The sequence below is a fragment of the Nocardia sp. NPDC003183 genome, assembly GCF_053590715.1.
This window is the reverse complement of record NZ_JBSFTG010000003.1, coordinates 578,014-596,216: the sequence shown is the minus strand read 5'-3', so window position 1 is coordinate 596,216 and position 18,203 is coordinate 578,014. Positions and strand designations below refer to the sequence as shown.

Here is an 18,203-nt window from a genome sequence, read left to right as displayed (position 1 = left end):
TCCCACCGCCCCGCGTTGTGAGCTGTCGCAACGGCGCGACCCTGACGCGGGGCGCACGAATCGGAACAGATAGGTTGGACCCTATGTCGAACGTCACATCCCGGTCGGTCCTGGTCACCGGCGGTAACCGCGGTATCGGTCTCGCGGTCGCGCAGCGTCTGCAGGCCGACGGCCACAAGGTCGCCGTCACCCATCGTGGATCGGGGGTACCCGAGGGTCTGTTCGGCGTGAAATGCGATGTCACCGACAGTGATTCGGTCGATCGCGCGTTCACCGAGGTCGAGGAGCACCAGGGTCCGGTCGAGGTGCTGGTCGCGAATGCGGGCATCACCGACGACACCCTGCTGATGCGCATGACCGAGGACCAGTTCGAGCGGGTCATCGACGCCAACCTCACCGGTGCCTTCCGCTGTGCCAAGCGCGCCAACCGCGCCATGCTCAAGGGGCGCTGGGGCCGGATGATCTTCCTCGGTTCGGTGGTCGGCATGGCCGGTCAGGCCGGTCAGCTCAACTACGCGGCGTCCAAGGCCGGTGTCATCGGCATGGCGCGGTCGCTCACTCGGGAGCTGGGCTCGCGTTCGATCACTGCCAACGTGGTGGCCCCGGGCTTCATCGAGACCGACATGACCGCGGACCTGCCCGACGATCTGAAGACCATGGCGAAGAAGTACATTCCGCTGCAGCGTCTCGGCCAGCCGGAAGACATCGCCGCCGTGGTCAGCTTCCTCGCGTCCGAGGACTCCCGCTACGTTTCCGGCGCGGTCATCCCGGTCGACGGCGGCATGGGCATGGGTCACTGATCCGATAACGGCGCTGTCGTCCACGTCGACGACTGCTATTGCATGGGTCACTGATCCGCTAACGGATCGCCCCGCGCCACCGACAAGGTGGCGGCAACCATACTGATTTCAGGAGAACCGAAAACTCATGGGCGGACTGCTCGAAGGCAAGACCATCCTGGTCACCGGCATCATCACCGACTCGTCGATCGCGTTCCACGCGGCCGCGATCGCGCAGGAGCAGGGCGCGAGGGTGATCATCACCGGTATTCCCGACCGACTGCGGCTCATCGACCGCATCGCCAAGCGGCTGCCGCAGGAAGTGCCGCCCGCCATCGGCCTCGACGTGACCAACGAAGAGGATCTGGCCGCGCTCACCGAGAAGCTGCGTGAACTGGCACCCGAGGGCATCGACGGCGCGCTGCACTCCATCGCGTTCGCGCCGCGGTCGATCATGGGCCCCGGCGCGCTGCCGTTCCTCGAGGGCCCCGGCCCCGATGTCGCCAAGTCGTTCGAGATCTCCGCGTGGAGCTACGCCTCGCTCGCGCGCGCCGTGCTCCCCGTCATGAACGAGGGCGGCTCGCTCGTCGGCATGGACTTCGATCCGCGCGTGGCCATGCCGTACTACAACTGGATGGGCGTGTCCAAGGCGGCGCTGGAGTCGGTGAACCGCTATGTGGCGCGTGAGGTCGGTGCCGCCAAGAAGGTGCGCTCCAACCTGATCGCCGCGGGTCCGATCAAGACCCTCGCGGCCAAGGCCATCGCCGGCACCGCGACCGACGATGCCAAGCAGCTCGTCCAGCTCGACCAGTACTGGGACGGCGCGTCGCCGATCGGCTGGGACGGCAACGATCCGCGCGCGGTCGGCAAGTCGATCGTGGCGCTGCTCTCGGATTGGCTGCCCGCCACCACCGGCTCGATCATCTACGTCGACGGCGGCGCCAGCCACAATATGTGGTTCCCGGAGAACATGTCCCTGAGCTGATGCCGGACGCCCTGCTGCTGCTGTCCTTCGGTGGTCCCGAGGGCCCCGAGGACGTGATCCCCTTTCTGGAGAACGTCACTCGGGGCCGTGGGGTGCCCCCCGAACGGCTCGCCGAGGTCGCGCAGCACTACCTGCATTTCGGCGGGGTCTCGCCGATCAACGCGTTGAATCAGCAGATCATCGCGGCGCTGGAGGCCGACCTCGCCGATGCCGGGCTGGATCTGCCGGTCTATTTCGGCAATCGCAACTGGCATCCCATGGTCGAGGACACGGTCGCGCGGATGACCGCCGACGGCGTGCGTTCGGCACTGGTCTTCCCGACGTCGGCGTGGGGTGGGTATTCCGGTTGCCGCCAGTACGACGAGGACATCACCCGCGCCCGCACGGTGGTCGGTGCCGGTGCCCCGGAACTGGTGAAACTGCGCCAGTACTTCGATCACCCGCTGCTGATCGAGTCGTTCGCCGACGCGATCGCCGCTGCGGTGCAACAGATTCCGGCCGAGCGCCGCGACGGCGTGCGCCTGGTTTTCACCGCACACTCCATCCCCGTCTCGGCCGACCTGTCGGCGGGCCCGCCGGCCGACGGTGGCCGCCTCTACAGCAGGCAGGTCGCCGAGGCCGCCCGATTGTGTGCCGCGGCAACCGGTTTCGCCGAGTACGACGTGGTGTGGCAGTCGCGTTCGGGCCCGCCGCAGGTACCGTGGCTTGAACCCGACATCGTCGACCACCTGGATGTGCTGCACGGCAAGGGCATCGACGCCGTGGTGGTGTGCCCGGTCGGTTTCGTCTCCGATCATCTCGAGGTGATCTGGGACCTCGACAACGAAGCGTCGACCCGCGCCGCCGAGCTCGGCATGGCGTTTGCCCGTGCGGGGACACCCGGCACCGATCCGCGATTCTCCCGGATGATCGTCGAACTGATCGCCGAACGCGTGAGCGCCGGTCCGGTGCGCGAACTCGGCACGGTCCCCGGGTACGGCTGCACCGTCGACGGAGCCCTGTGCGCCCCCGGTTGCTGCGAACCGCCCGCGCGCCCGGTCCGGCGCTGAACACAACCGGATAACCATTCACCGGTAGTCCCCGGTTCGAGGAGTAGCCTTTTCACAGTTGCGCTCGACTGATCGGAGGATTTCCGATGATTTCGACCACGCCGCGCCGCGCTGCCGGGTTCGCCCTGGTGCTGACCGCCGCCGCGCTCGGTCTGACCGGCTGTGGCGGGGACTCCGGCTATCAGACCCAGCCCCCGCAGCCCACCGAGCCCACGATCTCGCAGGCATCCGTCGAGGAATTGTGCGGCATCCTCGACGGACAGAAGGGGACGTGGAAGGCGCTGGGCCCGCGCGTCGCGCGGGTGGCGTTCACCGGCGCGATGAAGCTGTGGACGGTCAACGACACCGTCGCCAACGCCGCGATCGCCTACAACCGCCACATCGTCGACACCGTCACCATCCGCACCTGCCCGCAGGTCCGCGATGCGACGCTCAGGTCGCTCGATGTGCCCGATCTCAAAGTCGCCCTCGGCGGATTCTGAACTGGCGCTTCCCCGTTCGGCGTATCTCTGCGTTAGCATCGCCGCAGACCTTCGCCCGAAGGTCGGGTGACGCTACGGGGAGGGCCCGATGAACCATGCCGACATGATGCTGACCGCACTGGCTCGGGGAGGTGGTCTTCTCGCCGGCGACGACATACGCGCGGGCGATGCGGAGGCGGTGCTGGCCCGTCGTGGGGGCGGTAGCAGCGTCAGCGTCGGTGGTGGCGGGGTCCCGGAATGGGTCTGGTACCTGATCATCGGCGTTGTTGTGCTCATCGTGGTGATCGTGTTGATCCGCGCGTTCAGCGGTTCCTCGAATCAGGCTGCGCCACATCAGATGCCGCCACAGCACATGGCACATCAGCAGCAGCCGTACCCGGCGCAGTACCAGCAGCCGTACCCACAGCAGCACCCGTCGGGCCCCGGCTACCCGCAGGCACAGTACTCGCCGCAGTATCCGCAGGGTCAGTACCCGCAACCGTATCCGCAGCAGCAGCCGATGCCGTACCCGCAGCAGCAGCCGTACCCGCAGCAGATGCCGTATCCACAACAACCGCAGTACCAGCAGCCTTATCGGCACTGACGGATCGGCTCCGGCGTGCGCCACCGGATTCGGTGACTACCCCCGTCCGTCCCGAATGCGGAAGGTCAGCCGTCGCGGCGGGCAGCGGCGTGGACCGCGACGAGGCGGGCCTCGCGGATCGTGTTCCACAGCGGCCGCAGCAGGGATTCGTGCGCCCCGAGCGCGGTGGCCGAGGTGGGTGAGGACGCCGGCTCGTGCTGAGCGACGGTGAGGATCGCGGCCACATGATCGGCCGTATCGAGAATTCGCTTGGCGCGCAACGGGATCGAGTCGGGATAGGCGTGGCGCGCATAGGCCGCGAGCTGGGCCTCGATCTGTTCACGCGGATCGTCGTCGCCGTTGCCGACCGAGGTGGTGTGCAGTTGCATCAGGGCGTCGGCGGCGTCGCGCACCGATTCGCGCATGGTGTACTCGGCCTCGCCGAGCGACATGTCGTGACCCGCGATACGCGGCAGATCGACGCCGTAGACGGTCCACTGCAGGGTGTCGTCGTCGTCCCACTGCGGGATCAGGCCGGTGCCGGGCTCGCCGGGCACGCCGAGCAGCAAGCCCTCCTCGGCGTCGATCGCGTCGGCCGCGAACGCGGTGCCGACCGGCAGCCCGCGCACGTCACCCGGTGCGGGCAGGACCAGGCGCAGCTGCGCCCCGGCGGGAGCCATCGCCTCGCGGATCACCTTGAGCAGCGGCATGGCTCCGTTGCCCGCCGCACCGCGCGAGGTCCACGGCAGGTCCGTGCGTCCGCCGGTGACCGGGTCGCCCGCCGCGATGGTGTGGTGCGGCGCCCAGGCGTGCAGTGCCTCCAGCACGTCGTCGGGCGCGCTGGTACCGGCCAGCCAGGAGCCGGCCCACAGCGTCAGCGTGGCACTGGGAGAGCACATAATCATCGAGCATAAAGGTTCGCCCGCGATCGCGTGCGCGCACCGAGGTGGTCGATGGTGCCTACGCGGATCACCGATTTCGGCGCGACGATCCGTCTGACCTGCTGTGCGTTCACTCCGGCTCGGTCACGAAGTCGATGAGCCGTTCGACCGCGCCGATGAGTGGGGCTTCCAGATCCCGGAACGAGCCGACCGCATCGTAGACACGGCGCCAGCCCTGCTGCGGTGTTCCCCAGCCGAGGCGCGCGCAGATTCCGGTCTTCCAGTCCTCGCCGCGCGGCACTGTCGGCCAGGCATCGATGCCGAGCGCGGCGGGGCGTACCGCCTGCCAGACATCGATGTAGGGATGGCCGGTCACCAGCACGTGTGGGCCGAGGCCGGCGGTCAGGTGCGTCTCCTTCGAGCCGGTCACCAGGTGGTCGACGAGCACGCCTACCCGCGCGCCGGGGCCGGGTTCGAACTCGGTGAGCCGGGCACCGAGGTTGTCGAGGCCCTCGAGGTGTTCGACGACCACGCCCTCGACCCGCAGGTCGTGGCCCCACACCCGTTCGACGAGCGCCGCGTCGTGCACGCCCTCCACCCAGATCCGGCTGGTTCGCGCGACTCTTGCCCGCAGGCCCTCGACGCGGGTGGACCCCGACGCCGACCGCACCGGCTGTTTCGGCGCGGTCGCGGTGGGCTTGATCAGCGTGACCGGTTTCCCGTCGATCAGGAACGCCGCCTCCCGCATCGCGAACAGCCGCACCGCCCCGCGCGCGTCCTCCAGCTTCACGAACTCGCCGTCGTAGCTGCGATCGAAACCCACTACGGCACCGCAGAATCCGCTCGCCGCGTCCTCGACCACCAGATCGCGTTCGGCGTTCACTGTCGGCACCGGCTTCTTCTTGGTCCGATCGTGTCCGGAATAGATGTCGCCGTAGCTGTCTCGCGCACTCACGCCCCGAAACTACCGCGCGCGCACCAGCGCGCGCGGTACCGGCGCACCGGGAGGCGGCGATTACGCGAGCCCGCCCCCGAACCGGTGATCGAGGCTAGGCTGGCAGGGTGGCCGCAATAGTCTGGCTGATCGCGGGCATCGTTCTCGCGGCGGCGGAAATGCTCACCGGGGACCTCACGCTGCTCACCCTCGGGGTGGCCGCACTCGGCACCGCGGGGATCAGCGCCGCCACCGACCTTCCGGTCTGGGGAGACGCCCTGGTGTTCGCCGCGATGGCCGGCGTGCTGTTCGTCGGGGTGCGCCCGCTGTTGCGCCGCAAGTTCGGTACCCCGCCGCCCACTCCGACGAATGCCGATGCGCTGCCGGGGAAGTCGGCGCTGGTGCTCGAGCAGGTCGCGGAGTATTCGGGTCAGGTCAAGCTCGGTGGCGAGGTCTGGACCGCGCGTCCGCTCGACCCGAGTGAAGTGTACGAAGCCGGTGTGACTGTCTATGTGATGAAGATCGATGGCGCGACCGCCGTCGTCTGGAAGGGTCCCTAGCAATGGTTGCCTTGATCGTGGCCGCCGTCCTCGTCCTGTTGGTCGTGGTGGTGGTGTTCAAATCGATCGCTCTCGTCCCGCAGGCCGAGGCGGCGGTGATCGAACGGCTCGGGCGGTATTCGCGCACCGTGTCCGGTCAGCTGACGTTCCTCGTCCCGTTCGCCGATCGTGTCCGCGCGAAGGTGGATCTGCGCGAGCGGGTCGTGTCGTTCCCGCCGCAGCCGGTGATCACCCAGGACAATCTCACCCTGCAGATCGACTCGGTGGTGTATTTCCAGGTCACCAGCCCGCAGGCCGCTGTCTACGAGATCAGCAACTACATCGCCGCGGTCGAGCAGCTCACCGTCACCACGCTGCGCAATGTGGTCGGTGGCATGACCCTGGAAGAGACGCTGACCTCGCGCGATCAGATCAACAACCAGCTGCGCGGTGTGCTCGACGAGGCCACCGGCCGCTGGGGCCTTCGGGTGGCCCGGGTGGAGCTCAAGTCCATCGATCCGCCGCCGTCGATCCAGGAATCGATGGAGAAGCAGATGAAGGCCGATCGCGAGAAGCGCGCGACGATCCTCACCGCCGAAGGTAACCGCGAAGCGCAGATCAAGACCGCCGAGGGCGCCAAGCAGGCGGCGATCCTGACCGCCGAGGGCGGCAAGCAGTCCTCGATCCTGTCGGCCGAGGGTGAACGCCAGAGCCGCATCCTGCGCGCCCAGGGCGAACGCGCCGCCTCCTACCTGCAGGCCCAGGGGCAGGCGAAGGCGATCGAGAAGGTGTTCGCCGCCATCAAGAACGGCAAGCCGACTCCGGAACTGCTTGCCTACCAGTACATGCAGACCCTGCCGATGGTGGCCAAGGGCGATGCGAACAAGGTGTGGCTGGTCCCCAGCGATTTCGGCAAGGCGCTCGAAGGCTTCGCCCAGAACTTCGCCACCAAGGGCGAGGACGGTGTCTTCCGCTACGAACCGTCCGCCGACGAAGCCCCGGTGAAGATCGAAGACGACACCGACGTGGCCGACTGGTTCGAAACCGCCTCGGACCCCAAGATCGCCGAAGCAGTCCGCGCCGCGGAAGCCACCGCCCGCACCCCCGTCGAAGGTTTCGATTCCCCCGTACCCCGGCCCAAAACCTCGGTGGCCAAGGGGGACCCGGAACCCCCGACCCCACCTCCGATCGCCCCGGCGGAACACCCCGCCCCGCGCCCGGACGACCCCTACGGTCGCCCCTGGCAGCCGCCGCAACACGGCTGATCCGAGCAGGGTACGGCCCCGGTGTGAACTTCCACTCCGGGGCCGTTTCTGTTGTGCGGCAGCGCTGTCGGGTCAGTGCGGGAGGGGAAGGAGTTCGACGAGGGAGCCTCGGCCGGTGCCGGGCGGCAGGATGGCCAGGGCTTGGCAGGGGATGAGACCGGCCAGGTGAGGGGTGTGAGCGGGGCCTGTGCTGCGCCAGACGCCGCCGGGGTGTTGCTGGACGCCGACTATCCGGGTGGCTTCGCCTTCCATGACGCCGGCGTCGGAGAGGCGGCCCCACATGGTGGGGCCGGGCGTGCGCAGCGTGAGGGCGTCGACGATGGCCGGGCCGACGGCCAAGAGGGCCGCGACGGCGGCGAAGGGGTTGCCGGGCAGACCGAGCAGGACTCGGCCGTCGGGGAGCTGGGCGACGAGGGTGGAGCCGCCGGGGCGGATCGCTATCCGTTCGACGATGATGCGCGCGCCGAGGTCGGCGAGCAGGGTGCGCAGGTGATCGGCGGCGCCGCGACCGGTGGCGCCGACCATGACGACCAGGTCGGCGTGGGATTTCAGGGTGAGCCAGGAGCGCAGCAGGTCGCGGCTGTCGGCGAGGTGCCACAGGCCGGTGCTCTCGATATCGCAGCAGCGCAAGAACTCCGGCATGACCGGGCCGAGGGAGTCGCGGGTTTCGCCCGGACCGAGCGGGCCGACAGCGCGGATCTCGTCACCGGTCATCACCACATCGGCGCGCAAAGGACCACGCACGGTGACAGTTTCGGCTTCGGCGCTGAGGGCCGCCGAAGCCAGGGCCGGTGAGACGCGGGCCCCAGCGCGCGCCAATTCCGTTCCGCTGCTCCAGTGTTCGCCTTGGCGGCGGGTGTCGTCGCGCACCGGTGCGCCGGGCGCGCGCATCACCACCGGTTTGCCGGACACGCTGGTGGTCACGATGTGTTCGTCGCGCAAAGTCGCCGTGGTACCCAGCGGGGTAGCCGCGCCGGTCGCGATCCGCACCGCCTCGCCGGGCGCCAGCACCACCGAGCAGCCGCGCCCGGCGTAGCTCACCTGCTGGTGTAGCCGCCACCACGGTCCGGGGCCCGCCACCGCGTAACCGTCCATGGCGGCGCTGTCCACCCGCGGCAGGGGAGTGCCCGCCGCGAGGGCGACAGCCAGGGTTGCCCCCACGGCCTCGGCCACGGGTCGTTCACGCACCGCGATCGGCTCGAGCTCGGCGGCTATTCGCGCGCGCACCAGCCCCAGCCCACATTGCACCGCCGCAACTACGCCCACCCGTGCGCTCGTCACCACGTTCCGCCTTCCGAGGACCCATCACCGATACTGGGACTCATCGTGCGCACCACCGATTGCCTGCGATTTTCTGGGCAGTTGCCGCGCGATGACGTTGTGCTCACGCACACGCGTGCCGCTCGGTGCGCAGTTCGGGCGTCACGAGTGGGTGACCCGCAGGTCTGCCGGGCTGGGTGCCCCGACGTCCGGGCGGTCAGCGGTGGGGGAGAAGCCGACGGGGTTCACGCTTCGGTGAGGGCGTTCGCCAGCTCGGCGGCGCGGCCGGCGATGGCGGTGCCCAGCTCGGCGGTGGTGGCGGTGCCGCCCAGGTCCGGTGTGCGAACCGTGCCCGCGGCGAGGACGTCGCAGACCGCGCGGTCGACGGCGGCGGCCGCGGTGTGCTCGCCCAGGTGGGAGAGCAGCATGGCCCCGGCGAGGATCTGGGCGACGGGGTCGGCGATGCCCATGCCCGCGATGTCGGGCGCGCTACCGTGTACGGCCTCGAACATCGACGGCGCGTCCGCCGCGGGGTTGATGTTGCCCGAGGGCGCGAGCCCGAGTCCGCCGGTGACGGCCGCGGCGAGGTCGGAGAGGATGTCGCCGAACAGGTTCGAGCCCACGATCACATCCAGGCGATCGGGGTGGAGCACGATTTCGGCGGCGAGGGCGTCGACGTGCATCTGCCGGGTCCGCACCGTCGGGTACTCCTCGGCTACGCGCTCGACAATGCTGTCCCAGTAGGGCATCGAGTGGATGAGCCCGTTGGATTTCGTCGCCGAACAGAGCTTGCCCGAGCGTTCGGCGGCGCGGTCGAACGCATAGCGGATGATCCGTTCGCAGCCGGTGCGGGTGAACACTGATTCCTGCAGCACGAATTCGTCCGGCCTGCCCGGGTTGTGGATGCCGCCGATCTCGGAGTACTCGCCTTCGGAGTTCTCCCGCACGATGAGAATGTCGAGGTCCTCGGCGGTGCGGTCGCGCAGCGCCGATTCCGTGCCGGGCAGCAGTCGTACCGGCCGCAGGTTGACGTACTGGCCGAAGGCGCGCCGCAGCGGAATCAGCAGGCCCCACAGCGAGATGTGGTCGGGTACCCCGGGGAATCCGACGGCGCCCAGCAGGATCGCATCGAACCCGGCGAGCTGCTCGGGCCCGTCGGCGGGCATCATCGCGCCGGTCCGCAGATAGTTCTCACAGGACCAGTCGAACTCGGTCCAGCTGATTCCCGGCAGGACCCGGTCGAGCACCTTCACCGCCTCGACGGTCACGTCGACGCCGATTCCGTCGCCCGGAATGGTCGCGATCCGGTATGTGCGCACGCTGTCTCCCTAAACCTTGACGCCGATGTATTTGGTCTCGAGGAATTCGTCGATCCCGGTGAAACCGCCCTCACGCCCGAGCCCCGATTCCTTCACCCCGCCGAACGGCGCGGCCGGATTGGAGACCACGCCCTGGTTCAGGCCGACCATTCCCGTGTCGAGCGCTTCGCAGACGCGCAGGCCGCGACGCAGGTTCTCGGTGAACACGTACGCCACCAGCCCGTACGGGGTGTCGTTGGCGCGGGTGATCGCCTCGTCCTCGGTGTCGAACGTGCCGATCGCGGCGACGGGTCCGAAGATCTCGGTGTGGCACAACTCGGCGTCGTCGGGCACGCCGGTGAGCACGGTCGCCGGGTAGAAGGTGCCCGGTCCGTCGATCGCCGTGCCACCGAGCCGCACCTGGGCGCCGCGCTGCCGGGCGTCGGCCACGAGGTGTTCCACCTTGGCCACGGCCTCGGCGTCGATGAGCGGCCCGACGACAACGCCCGGCTCGGTGCCACGGCCCATCGGCAATGCCGCCATCCGCGTGGCCAGTCGTTCGGCGAATTCCGCAGCGATGCCGCGCTGCACCAGAATTCGGTTCGCGGCCGTACAGGCCTGGCCGATGTTGCGCATCTTGGCGGCGAGCGCGCCCTCGACCGCTTCGTCGAGATCGGCATCGTCGAACACCAGCAGCGGTGCGTTGCCGCCGAGTTCCATCGAGGTGCGCATCACGGTGCGGGCGCACTGTTCCAGGAGGAGTTTCCCGATGGCGGTGGACCCGGTGAAGGAGAGTTTCCGGGAGCGCGGATCGGCGATGAGCGGTGTCATCAGCGCGCCGGGGTCGGCGGTGGTCACCACATTGACCACACCATCGGGCACACCCGCCTCGGCCAGGATCGCCGCGAGCGCCAGCATCGACAGCGGTGTTTGTTCGGCGGGCTTCACCACACAGGTGCAGCCGGCGGCCAGCGCGGGCGCGATCTTGCGGGCGCCCATCGCCATCGGGAAGTTCCACGGCGTGATGAGCAGACTCGGCCCCACCGGCTGCTTCGTCACCAGAAACCGGGATCCCCCCGTCGGCGCGGGCATGTACCCGCCGTCGAGGCGGACGGCTTCCTCGGCGAACCAGCGGAAGAACTCCGCGGCATAGGCGATTTCGCCGCGCGCCTCGGCGAGCGGCTTGCCCATCTCGAGCGTCATGACCAAGGCGAGGCGTTCGGTGTCGGCCAGCAGCGCGTGGTGCGCGCGCATGAGGACGTCGCTGCGGGTGCGTGCCGGGGTGCCGGCCCAGGCGGCCTGGGCGGCGGCGGCCGCGGCGAGCGCGTCGAGTCCGTCGGACGCGGTCGCGTCCGCCACCACGCACAGCTGCGCGCCGGTCGCGGGATCGAGGACGGGCAGCGTGGCGACGGACTCACGCCATCGGCCCCCGATGAACAACCCCTGCGGAACGCTGTCGATCGCGGCCCGCTCGGCGGCGCTCAGGATGTCGAGCAGCTGCGCGCTGCCCCCGGACTCGTCCATGCGGTGCCTGCCTCCCGACGCGGTGGATCAACCGTTGCTGTGAACCCTGCCGCCATGTTATGCATATTGTCAACAATCCGACAATAGACAATCTGGGGAGTCCTTGATGACCGAGCTGTCTCCCGTCCTGAAGCAGGCCACGCCCGTCCACGTCGACCACGGCGCGGGCTGCTACCTCTACGACACCGACGGTCGCCGCTACCTGGATTTCACCGCCGGGATCGGCGTCACCAGTACCGGGCACTGTCACCCCACCGTGGTCGCGGCGGCGCAGGCCCAGGTCGCCAGCCTGATCCACGGCCAATACACCACGGTGCTGCACCGACCGCTGCTCGAGCTCACCGAGCGCCTCGGCGCGGTGCTGCCCGAGGGTTTGGACACGCTGTTCTTCGCCAATTCCGGCAGCGAGGCGGTCGAGGCCGCGCTGCGTCTGGCCCGCCAAGCCACCGGGCGCCCGAACGTGGTCGTCTTCCACGGCGGATTTCACGGCCGCACCGTCGCCGCGGCGACCATGACCACCTCGGGGACCCGGTTCTCGGCGGGGTTCAGCCCGCTGATGTCCGGGGTGCACGTGGCCCCGTTTCCGACCGCCTTCCGCTACGGGTGGAGCGAAGCCGAAGCCACCGACTTCGCGCTGCGTGAGCTCGACTACCTGCTCGCCACCCTCACCTCGCCCGCCGAGACCGCCGCGTTCATCGTCGAACCGGTGCTCGGCGAGGGCGGCTACATCCCCGGCAACACCCGCTTCTTCCAGGGCCTGCGCGAGCGCGCCGACCGGCACGGCATCCTGCTGGTCTTCGACGAGATCCAGACCGGCTTCGGCCGGACCGGAAAGTTCTTCGGCCACCAGCACTTCGACGTGCGCCCCGACGTGATCACCATCGCCAAGGGGTTGGCCAGCGGGTTCCCGCTGTCGGGCATCGCGGCGTCGCGGGAGTTGATGGCCAAGGCCTGGCCGGGCTCACAGGGCGGGACCTACGGCGGCAACGCGGTGGCCTGTGCCGCCGCGGTCGCGACACTCGAGGTGATCGAGGCCGAGGGTCTCGTCGACAACGCCGCCGTTCGTGGAGCGCAATTGCTCTCCGGCGTCGGGAGTCTCGCCACGAAGGCGATCGGGGACGTCCGTGGCCTCGGTCTGCTCGTCGGCGCCGAGTTCACCACGCCGACCGGCGAACCCGACACCGCGACGGCATCAGCCGCCCAGAAGGCCGCCGTCGACAAGGGACTGCTGCTGCTCACCTGCGGGGCGCACATGAACGTCGTGCGCATGATTCCGCCGCTGATCGTCACCGAAACGCAGGTGCAGGATGCCCTGGCGATCTGGTCGGAAGTCCTCGCCGAGCTGTAGTCCGCCACGCTGTCCCCGCTCGGGTTCCGGGCGGGGACTCGCACCACAACCGGGACAATCGCGAAATCCCGCACCGCACAGGAAGTAGGAGCCGATGGCCCGCTACATGAGCATCACCCTCACCGAAGCCGGCGTCACCTGCCGCGCGCGCCTGCTCGACGACGAGGCTCCGCGCACGTGTGCCGCCGTCTGGGCTGCGCTCCCGCAGGAGGGCGACGCCTTCCACGCCAAATACGCCCGCAACGAGGTCTACGCGCTGGTGCCCCGCATCACCGCGGCCCCGCATCGCGAAAACCCCACCGTCACACCGATTCCCGGCGACGTCTGCCTCTTCGACTTCGAACCGTGGGAAATCGGCAACCCCGCCTACGGCTACGAACCGGGCTCCGCCGCCCATCACGCCCAGGGCGCCACCGACCTCGCCCTGTTCTATGGCCGCAACAATCTCCTGATCAACGGCGACCTCGGCTGGGTTCCCGGCAGCGTCTTCGCCACCATCGAGGACGGTCTCGCGGACTTGGCGGCCGCCTGCAACGGGTTGTGGTTGCGCGGTGTCGAGGGTGAGACGCTGGCTTTCGCCCGCGCCTGACAGAGCGACCGCTCCGACGCCGTCGAATCCCTCGGCGGCGTCGAAAGAGGTGAGCGCCCTAGATATTTCAGGAGTTCAGCACGAACTCGGCGTGCCTGGCCACCGCGAGGATCAAGTCATCGGAGTGCCGGGGTCCCACGATCTGCAAGCCCACCGGCATTCCGGTGCGAGTCGTGCCGACCGGGATGCTGATGGCGGGCTGCTGCGTCATATTGAACGGGTAGGTGAACGGGGTCCAGTCCGGCCAGCCGCGCAGTCCGCTGCCCGGCGGCACATCGTGTCCGGCCTCGAACGCGGTGATCGGCATGGTCGGGGTGATCAGCACATCGTAGGCGGTGTGGAAGGTGCCCATCGTGATACCGACTTCCGCCGCGACATGGCGGGCGTCGAGATAGTCCACGGCGCTGACAGCTTCGCCGCGAGCCCAGACCGCGCCCAAGCCGGGATCCACCTTCGCCCGGGACCCGGCCGGGAACTTCGACAGCATGGTTGCCGCACCCGCCGCCCACAAAGTTTCGAAGGCTTCGCGCGGGTCGGCGAATCCGGGATCGACCGCATCGATGGTCAGATCGGCTGCGGCCAACCGTTGCACCGCCCTCTCGACGATCTCGGCCACCTCCGGATCCACCTGTGCGTACCCGAGCGTGGCGGAATAGCCGACCGACAGCCCGCGTACATCCCGCTGTATCTGACTGCGGAAGGTTGTCAAGGTGGGGGCCAGCGCCGTCGGGTCCCGCGGATCCGGCAGCGAGAGGATATCCATCAGCAGCGCCGCGTCCTCGACGGTGCGCGTCATCGGCCCGGCATGGGCGAGGGGACCGAACGGGCTGGCCGGGTAGAGCGGCACCCGCCCGTGCGTCGGTTTGAAGCCGACGATCCCGCAGAACGAGGCCGGAATACGGATGCTGCCGCCACCGTCGGTGCCCACCGACACCGGCGTCATCCCACCCGCCACCGCTGCCGCGCTGCCACCGGACGATCCGCCCGCGGTCGTCGCGGGATCGGCGGGATTGCGGGTGACGCCGGTGAGTGGACTGTCGGTGACGCCCTTCCAGGCGATCTCCGGGGTGGTCGTCTTGCCGACGAACACCATCCCGTCCTCGCGCAGCCGAGCGGCGACCGGGCTGTCCACCAGCCACGGCCCGCCCGCGTCGACGCAGGTGGAACCACGCAGGGTCGGCCAGCCTTCGGTCAGGAAGATGTCCTTGATGGAAATCGGCACGCCGTCGAGTAACCCGCGCGGATGGCCCGACTGCCAGCGCGCCTCGGAGTCCTTCGCCTGCACCAGCGCCCGGTCCGGATCGACCAGGCAGAACGCGTTGAGCGCGCCGTCGCGGGCCGCGATGACATCCAGGCAGGCTTGCGCTGCCTCGACGGGGGACAGCTGCCCGGCCGCATAGGCCGAGACCAGCTGAACCGCCGTCATCACGGTGGGATCGGTGGGGAGATCGGGCTGCGTCATGGCGGGGCTCCTTCAGCCGGGCACGTACCCGAGCGTCTTGTCGACAACGTTGTCCAGCGGCAGTCCGGCTGCCCACCTGCCGAAATTGTCGGTGAATGCGCGGACGATCTCGGTGCGCCAGCCGTGGAAATCACCCGAATTGTGTGGCGTGAGCACCACGTTCGGTAGATCCCAGAGCGGATGGTCCGCGGGCAGCGGTTCCGGATCCACCACGTCCAGTGCGGCCGCGGCGATCGAACCGTTGCCGAGCGCGGCTACGAGATCGTCGGTAACCACTGATTCCCCGCGCCCGACATTGACAAACCTGGCATGCGGTTTCATGGCCGCGAACGCGGCGGCATCGAACATGTGCCGGGTCTGCGCGGTGAGCGGCGCGATCGCGATCACGTAGTCGGCGCCGGGCAGTTCGGCGTGCAGGTCGTCGCTGATGGTGCCGAAATCCGGGTCACCGGAGCGGGCGCGGCGCCCGACCCCGCGCACCGTCATGCCCGCGGCGCGCAGCAATCGCGCGGTGGTGCGGCCGATCGAGCCGGTCCCGACGATCAGTGCCGTGGTCCCGGCCACGCGTTCGGATTCGCGGTGCCGCCACTCGTGCCGCTGCTGCAACCGGATCGAGCCGGGCAGGTCCTTGGCGAACGAGATGATCTGTCCGAGGACGTATTCGGCGATGGCCGTATCGAAGACATTGCGGGTGTTGGTGACCACCACCTCGGACGCGCGCAGCTCCGGGAACATCACCGGGTCCACGCCCACACCGCCCATGTGCAGCCAGCGCAGGCGATCGGCGCTGGGCCACGCGCCGGGAACGGCACGAGTCTGGAAGTCGTAGACGAACAGCACATCGGCGCCGCGTAGCGCGTCGGCGAGCCCGTCGGCCTCGGTGTAGCGCACGTCGGCGCGCTCGGCAACGGGGGCCATGAGGTCCGATTCGGGCAGGCTGTCACGATGTAGGACGGTGACAATCGGCCCGTTTTCCACATTGACACCGTACGATCAGATCGTATGATTGTCAACAATCCGATCGTGTTCGGAGGTCTGCCCGGCTGAGCGCGAGAGGGGCCGCAGTGGAGTTCAGCTTCCCGGACATCGACGGGCCGGTAGCCCAACGAGGTATCGGCGTGATCGCGCCGTTCGACCTCGCCCTCGAACGGGAACTGTGGCGGTGGGCGCCCCTCGAGGTGAGTCTGCACCTGGCCCGCACACCCTATGAACCGGTGCCGGTATCCCTGGCGATGGCCGAACTCGTGTCCAATCCGCTGCATCTCACGGCGGCCACCCACGACGTGCTGCACGTGGAGCCGGAAGTCGTTGCCTACCTGTGTACTTCGGGCAGTTTCATCAACGGTCTCGCCTACGAACGATCCCTGCGGGAAACGATCTGCCTGGCCGGCGCACCGGATGCGGTGACCACCTCCGGCGCCTTGGTGGAAGCGATCAAGCACCTCAACATCACCCGGATGTCGGTGATCACCCCGTACGACGAGATCCTCACCGGCAAACTGCACGACTTCCTCGACGAAGCGGGCTGCACCACGATCAAGTCCGATCATCTCGGGCTCGGCGGCGGCATCTGGAAGGTCAACTACCGCACCATCGCCGAACGGATACTCGGCGCCGACGACCCCCGCTCGGAAGCGATCTTCGTCAGCTGCACCAACCTGCCGACCTACGACGTGATCGAGCCACTCGAACAGGCACTCGGCAAACCCGTCCTCACCGCCAACCAACTGACCATGTGGGCCTGCCTCGGCCGGATGAAACTCCCGATGATGGGCCCAGGTAAATGGCTCGTCAATGTCTTCTGAACGGAGCGAGATGCACATGCCGACCATCGGATTCATCTACCCCGACCACGCCGCCGAGGACGACTACCCGCGTGCCGCGGCCCTGCTCGGCGCCGCGTTGCCGGTGGCCCACATCTACGGCACCGACCTGCACGCCGTTCCCGAACTGCTCGATCTGGGCAGCCCGGAGAAGCTGAGCCACGGCGCTTCGTTGCTCGCGGCCGAAGACCCCGCCGCCGTGGTCTGGGCGTGCACCTCGGGCAGTTTCGTCTACGGGCCACAGGGTGCGCGGGGTCAGGTCGACAGCCTGGCCGAGGCGGCGGGAGTGCCTGCCTCCAGTACGAGTTTCGCGTTCGTCGAAGCGGCGCGGGCGCTCGGTGTGCGGCGCGTGGCCGTGGTCGCGAGCTACCCCGAGGAGGTGGCACGGTTGTTCGTCGACTTCCTCGCCGACGCGGGCATCGACGTGGTGTCGATGTCGAGCGCCGGGATCGACACCGCCGCGGAGGTCGGCACCCTCACTCCCGACCAGGTCCTGACCCTGGCCGTCACCAACGACCACCCCGATGCCCAGGCACTGCTCATCCCGGATACGGCCATGCATACTCTCGAGGTGCTTCCGAAACTCGAGGCCGCGCTCGGCAAGCCGGTGCTGACGGCGAACCAGGTCACCATCTGGGAAGGTCTGCGGCTGGCCGGGGTCACCGCGGTCGCTCCCGAGCTGGGCGCGTTGTTCGCGGAGGGGAGTCGCCATGTCGATCATTGATTTCGAGCCGGTCAATCAGCAGTCCACCGCGGAGATGATCGCCGACCGCCTGCGCGAGGCGATCATGCGCGGTGCGCTGGCACCCGGCGCCCAGCTCGGGGAAGCCGATCTGGCAACCAGTTTCGGTGTCTCCCGCGGACCCGTGCGCGAAGCCATGCAACGTCTCGTGCAAGAGGGCCTGCTGTTCAGCATCCGCAACCGCGGCATCTTCGTCATCGAACTCACCACCGACGACGTCATCGACATCTACCGCGCCCGCACCGCCCTGGAAGGCGGCGCGCTCGACCTCATCCTCGACGGCCGCCGCGACATCGCCTACGCCGCACTGCGACCCAGCGTCACCGCCATGCGGCGCACCGCCGAGGCCGGCGATGCCGCCGGTGTCTCCGACGCCGACCAGGCCTTCCACGAAGCGCTCGTCACCGCCGCCGACAGCCCCCGCCTCGTCCGTGCCGCCCGCACCCTGCTCATCGAAACCCGCATGTGTCTGGGCGCCCTCCAAACCACCTACCCCGACCTGCGCGAACAAGCCGGCGAACACGTCGAACTCCACGAAGCGATCGGCTCGGGTGCACCCGAGCGGGCCCGCGCCCTGCTCGTAGAGCACATGGACGACGCGGTCCGGCGCTTGCGCGACCGCTAGCTGCCGCGGCTCGGGGGAGGGCATCAGGGTGTCCGTCCGCAGCCGCGGCCGCAGTG

Annotated in this window: 19 protein-coding genes; 12 read left to right on the top strand and 7 right to left on the bottom strand. The window is 68.9% G+C overall.

From position 1 onward, the window contains the following. Positions 1–83: 83 nt before the first annotated feature. From fabG1 to ACWDXS_RS14630, 5 genes are all read left to right on the top strand, one after another. A complete protein-coding gene (fabG1, locus tag ACWDXS_RS14650; RefSeq protein ID WP_387443050.1) occupies positions 84–800 on the top strand; it encodes a 3-oxoacyl-ACP reductase FabG1 in 717 nt (238 codons plus the stop codon). A gap of 127 nt (positions 801–927) precedes the next feature. Then, a complete protein-coding gene (gene inhA, locus ACWDXS_RS14645) occupies positions 928–1,764 on the top strand; it encodes an NADH-dependent enoyl-ACP reductase InhA (protein ID WP_266290283.1) in 837 nt (278 codons plus the stop codon). Further along, positions 1,764–2,813, top strand: coding sequence for a ferrochelatase (locus ACWDXS_RS14640; protein WP_379313301.1), 1,050 nt, complete (start codon positions 1,764–1,766; stop codon positions 2,811–2,813). The genes inhA and ACWDXS_RS14640 overlap by 1 nt, the downstream gene beginning before the upstream one ends. Positions 2,814–2,899: 86 nt before the next feature. After that, the gene (locus tag ACWDXS_RS14635; protein WP_378627168.1) at positions 2,900–3,295 is read left to right on the top strand and encodes a hypothetical protein; all 396 of its coding nucleotides are present in this window, start codon (positions 2,900–2,902) and stop codon (positions 3,293–3,295) included. An 88-nt stretch (positions 3,296–3,383) separates the two neighbouring features. Then, positions 3,384–3,878 (top strand): hypothetical protein, encoded by a 495-nt coding sequence (locus ACWDXS_RS14630; RefSeq protein ID WP_449965812.1) that lies wholly within the window; start codon positions 3,384–3,386, stop codon positions 3,876–3,878. 65 nt (positions 3,879–3,943) lie between these two features. Here ACWDXS_RS14630 and ACWDXS_RS14625 read toward each other — a convergent pair whose 3' ends face one another. Continuing rightward, positions 3,944–4,756 (bottom strand): hypothetical protein, encoded by an 813-nt coding sequence (locus ACWDXS_RS14625; RefSeq protein WP_378995273.1) that lies wholly within the window; start codon positions 4,754–4,756, stop codon positions 3,944–3,946. 112 nt (positions 4,757–4,868) lie between these two features. Continuing rightward, positions 4,869–5,693 (bottom strand): DUF3097 domain-containing protein, encoded by an 825-nt coding sequence (locus tag ACWDXS_RS14620; protein WP_387443058.1) that lies wholly within the window; start codon positions 5,691–5,693, stop codon positions 4,869–4,871. Between the two features lie 107 nt (positions 5,694–5,800). Here ACWDXS_RS14620 and ACWDXS_RS14615 point away from each other — a divergent pair, with 107 nt between their 5' ends. Continuing rightward, on the top strand, positions 5,801–6,232 hold the full coding sequence (locus ACWDXS_RS14615; RefSeq protein ID WP_378995269.1) for an NfeD family protein: 432 nt from the start codon (positions 5,801–5,803) through the stop codon (positions 6,230–6,232). 2 nt (positions 6,233–6,234) lie between these two features. Continuing rightward, a complete protein-coding gene (locus tag ACWDXS_RS14610; protein WP_449965808.1) occupies positions 6,235–7,476 on the top strand; it encodes an SPFH domain-containing protein in 1,242 nt (413 codons plus the stop codon). Positions 7,477–7,548: 72 nt separating this feature from the next. Here ACWDXS_RS14610 and ACWDXS_RS14605 read toward each other — a convergent pair whose 3' ends face one another. From ACWDXS_RS14605 to ACWDXS_RS14595, 3 genes are all read right to left on the bottom strand, one after another. Further along, the gene (locus ACWDXS_RS14605; protein ID WP_378995267.1) at positions 7,549–8,757 is read right to left on the bottom strand and encodes a molybdopterin-binding protein; all 1,209 of its coding nucleotides are present in this window, start codon (positions 8,755–8,757) and stop codon (positions 7,549–7,551) included. A 224-nt stretch (positions 8,758–8,981) separates the two neighbouring features. Then, the gene (locus ACWDXS_RS14600; protein WP_449965804.1) at positions 8,982–10,055 is read right to left on the bottom strand and encodes a tartrate dehydrogenase; all 1,074 of its coding nucleotides are present in this window, start codon (positions 10,053–10,055) and stop codon (positions 8,982–8,984) included. Positions 10,056–10,064: 9 nt separating this feature from the next. Then, a complete protein-coding gene (locus tag ACWDXS_RS14595; protein ID WP_449965802.1) occupies positions 10,065–11,558 on the bottom strand; it encodes an NAD-dependent succinate-semialdehyde dehydrogenase in 1,494 nt (497 codons plus the stop codon). Between the two features lie 106 nt (positions 11,559–11,664). On the opposite strand from ACWDXS_RS14595, the gene ACWDXS_RS14590 reads away from it, so the two are divergent. Then, a complete protein-coding gene (locus ACWDXS_RS14590) occupies positions 11,665–12,906 on the top strand; it encodes an aspartate aminotransferase family protein (RefSeq protein WP_378995261.1) in 1,242 nt (413 codons plus the stop codon). Between the two features lie 94 nt (positions 12,907–13,000). After that, a complete protein-coding gene (locus ACWDXS_RS14585; RefSeq protein ID WP_378995259.1) occupies positions 13,001–13,495 on the top strand; it encodes a DUF3830 family protein in 495 nt (164 codons plus the stop codon). Positions 13,496–13,562: 67 nt separating this feature from the next. Here the strand turns inward: ACWDXS_RS14585 and ACWDXS_RS14580 are convergent, their stop codons facing one another. Continuing rightward, entirely contained in the window at positions 13,563–14,957 is a 1,395-nt protein-coding gene (locus tag ACWDXS_RS14580) for an amidase (protein ID WP_449965798.1), read from the bottom strand. 12 nt (positions 14,958–14,969) lie between these two features. Continuing rightward, entirely contained in the window at positions 14,970–15,935 is a 966-nt protein-coding gene (locus ACWDXS_RS14575; protein WP_449965795.1) for a D-2-hydroxyacid dehydrogenase, read from the bottom strand. A gap of 86 nt (positions 15,936–16,021) precedes the next feature. Here ACWDXS_RS14575 and ACWDXS_RS14570 point away from each other — a divergent pair, with 86 nt between their 5' ends. From ACWDXS_RS14570 to ACWDXS_RS14560, 3 genes are read left to right on the top strand one after another with little or no spacing between them, the layout of a single operon-like run. After that, entirely contained in the window at positions 16,022–16,762 is a 741-nt protein-coding gene (locus ACWDXS_RS14570; protein ID WP_378995253.1) for a maleate cis-trans isomerase family protein, read from the top strand. A 10-nt stretch (positions 16,763–16,772) separates the two neighbouring features. Further along, positions 16,773–17,504 (top strand): maleate cis-trans isomerase family protein, encoded by a 732-nt coding sequence (locus ACWDXS_RS14565; protein WP_449966239.1) that lies wholly within the window; start codon positions 16,773–16,775, stop codon positions 17,502–17,504. Further along, the gene (locus ACWDXS_RS14560) at positions 17,491–18,147 is read left to right on the top strand and encodes a GntR family transcriptional regulator (protein WP_378995249.1); all 657 of its coding nucleotides are present in this window, start codon (positions 17,491–17,493) and stop codon (positions 18,145–18,147) included. The genes ACWDXS_RS14565 and ACWDXS_RS14560 overlap by 14 nt, the downstream gene beginning before the upstream one ends. The last annotated feature ends 56 nt before the right edge of the window (positions 18,148–18,203 follow it).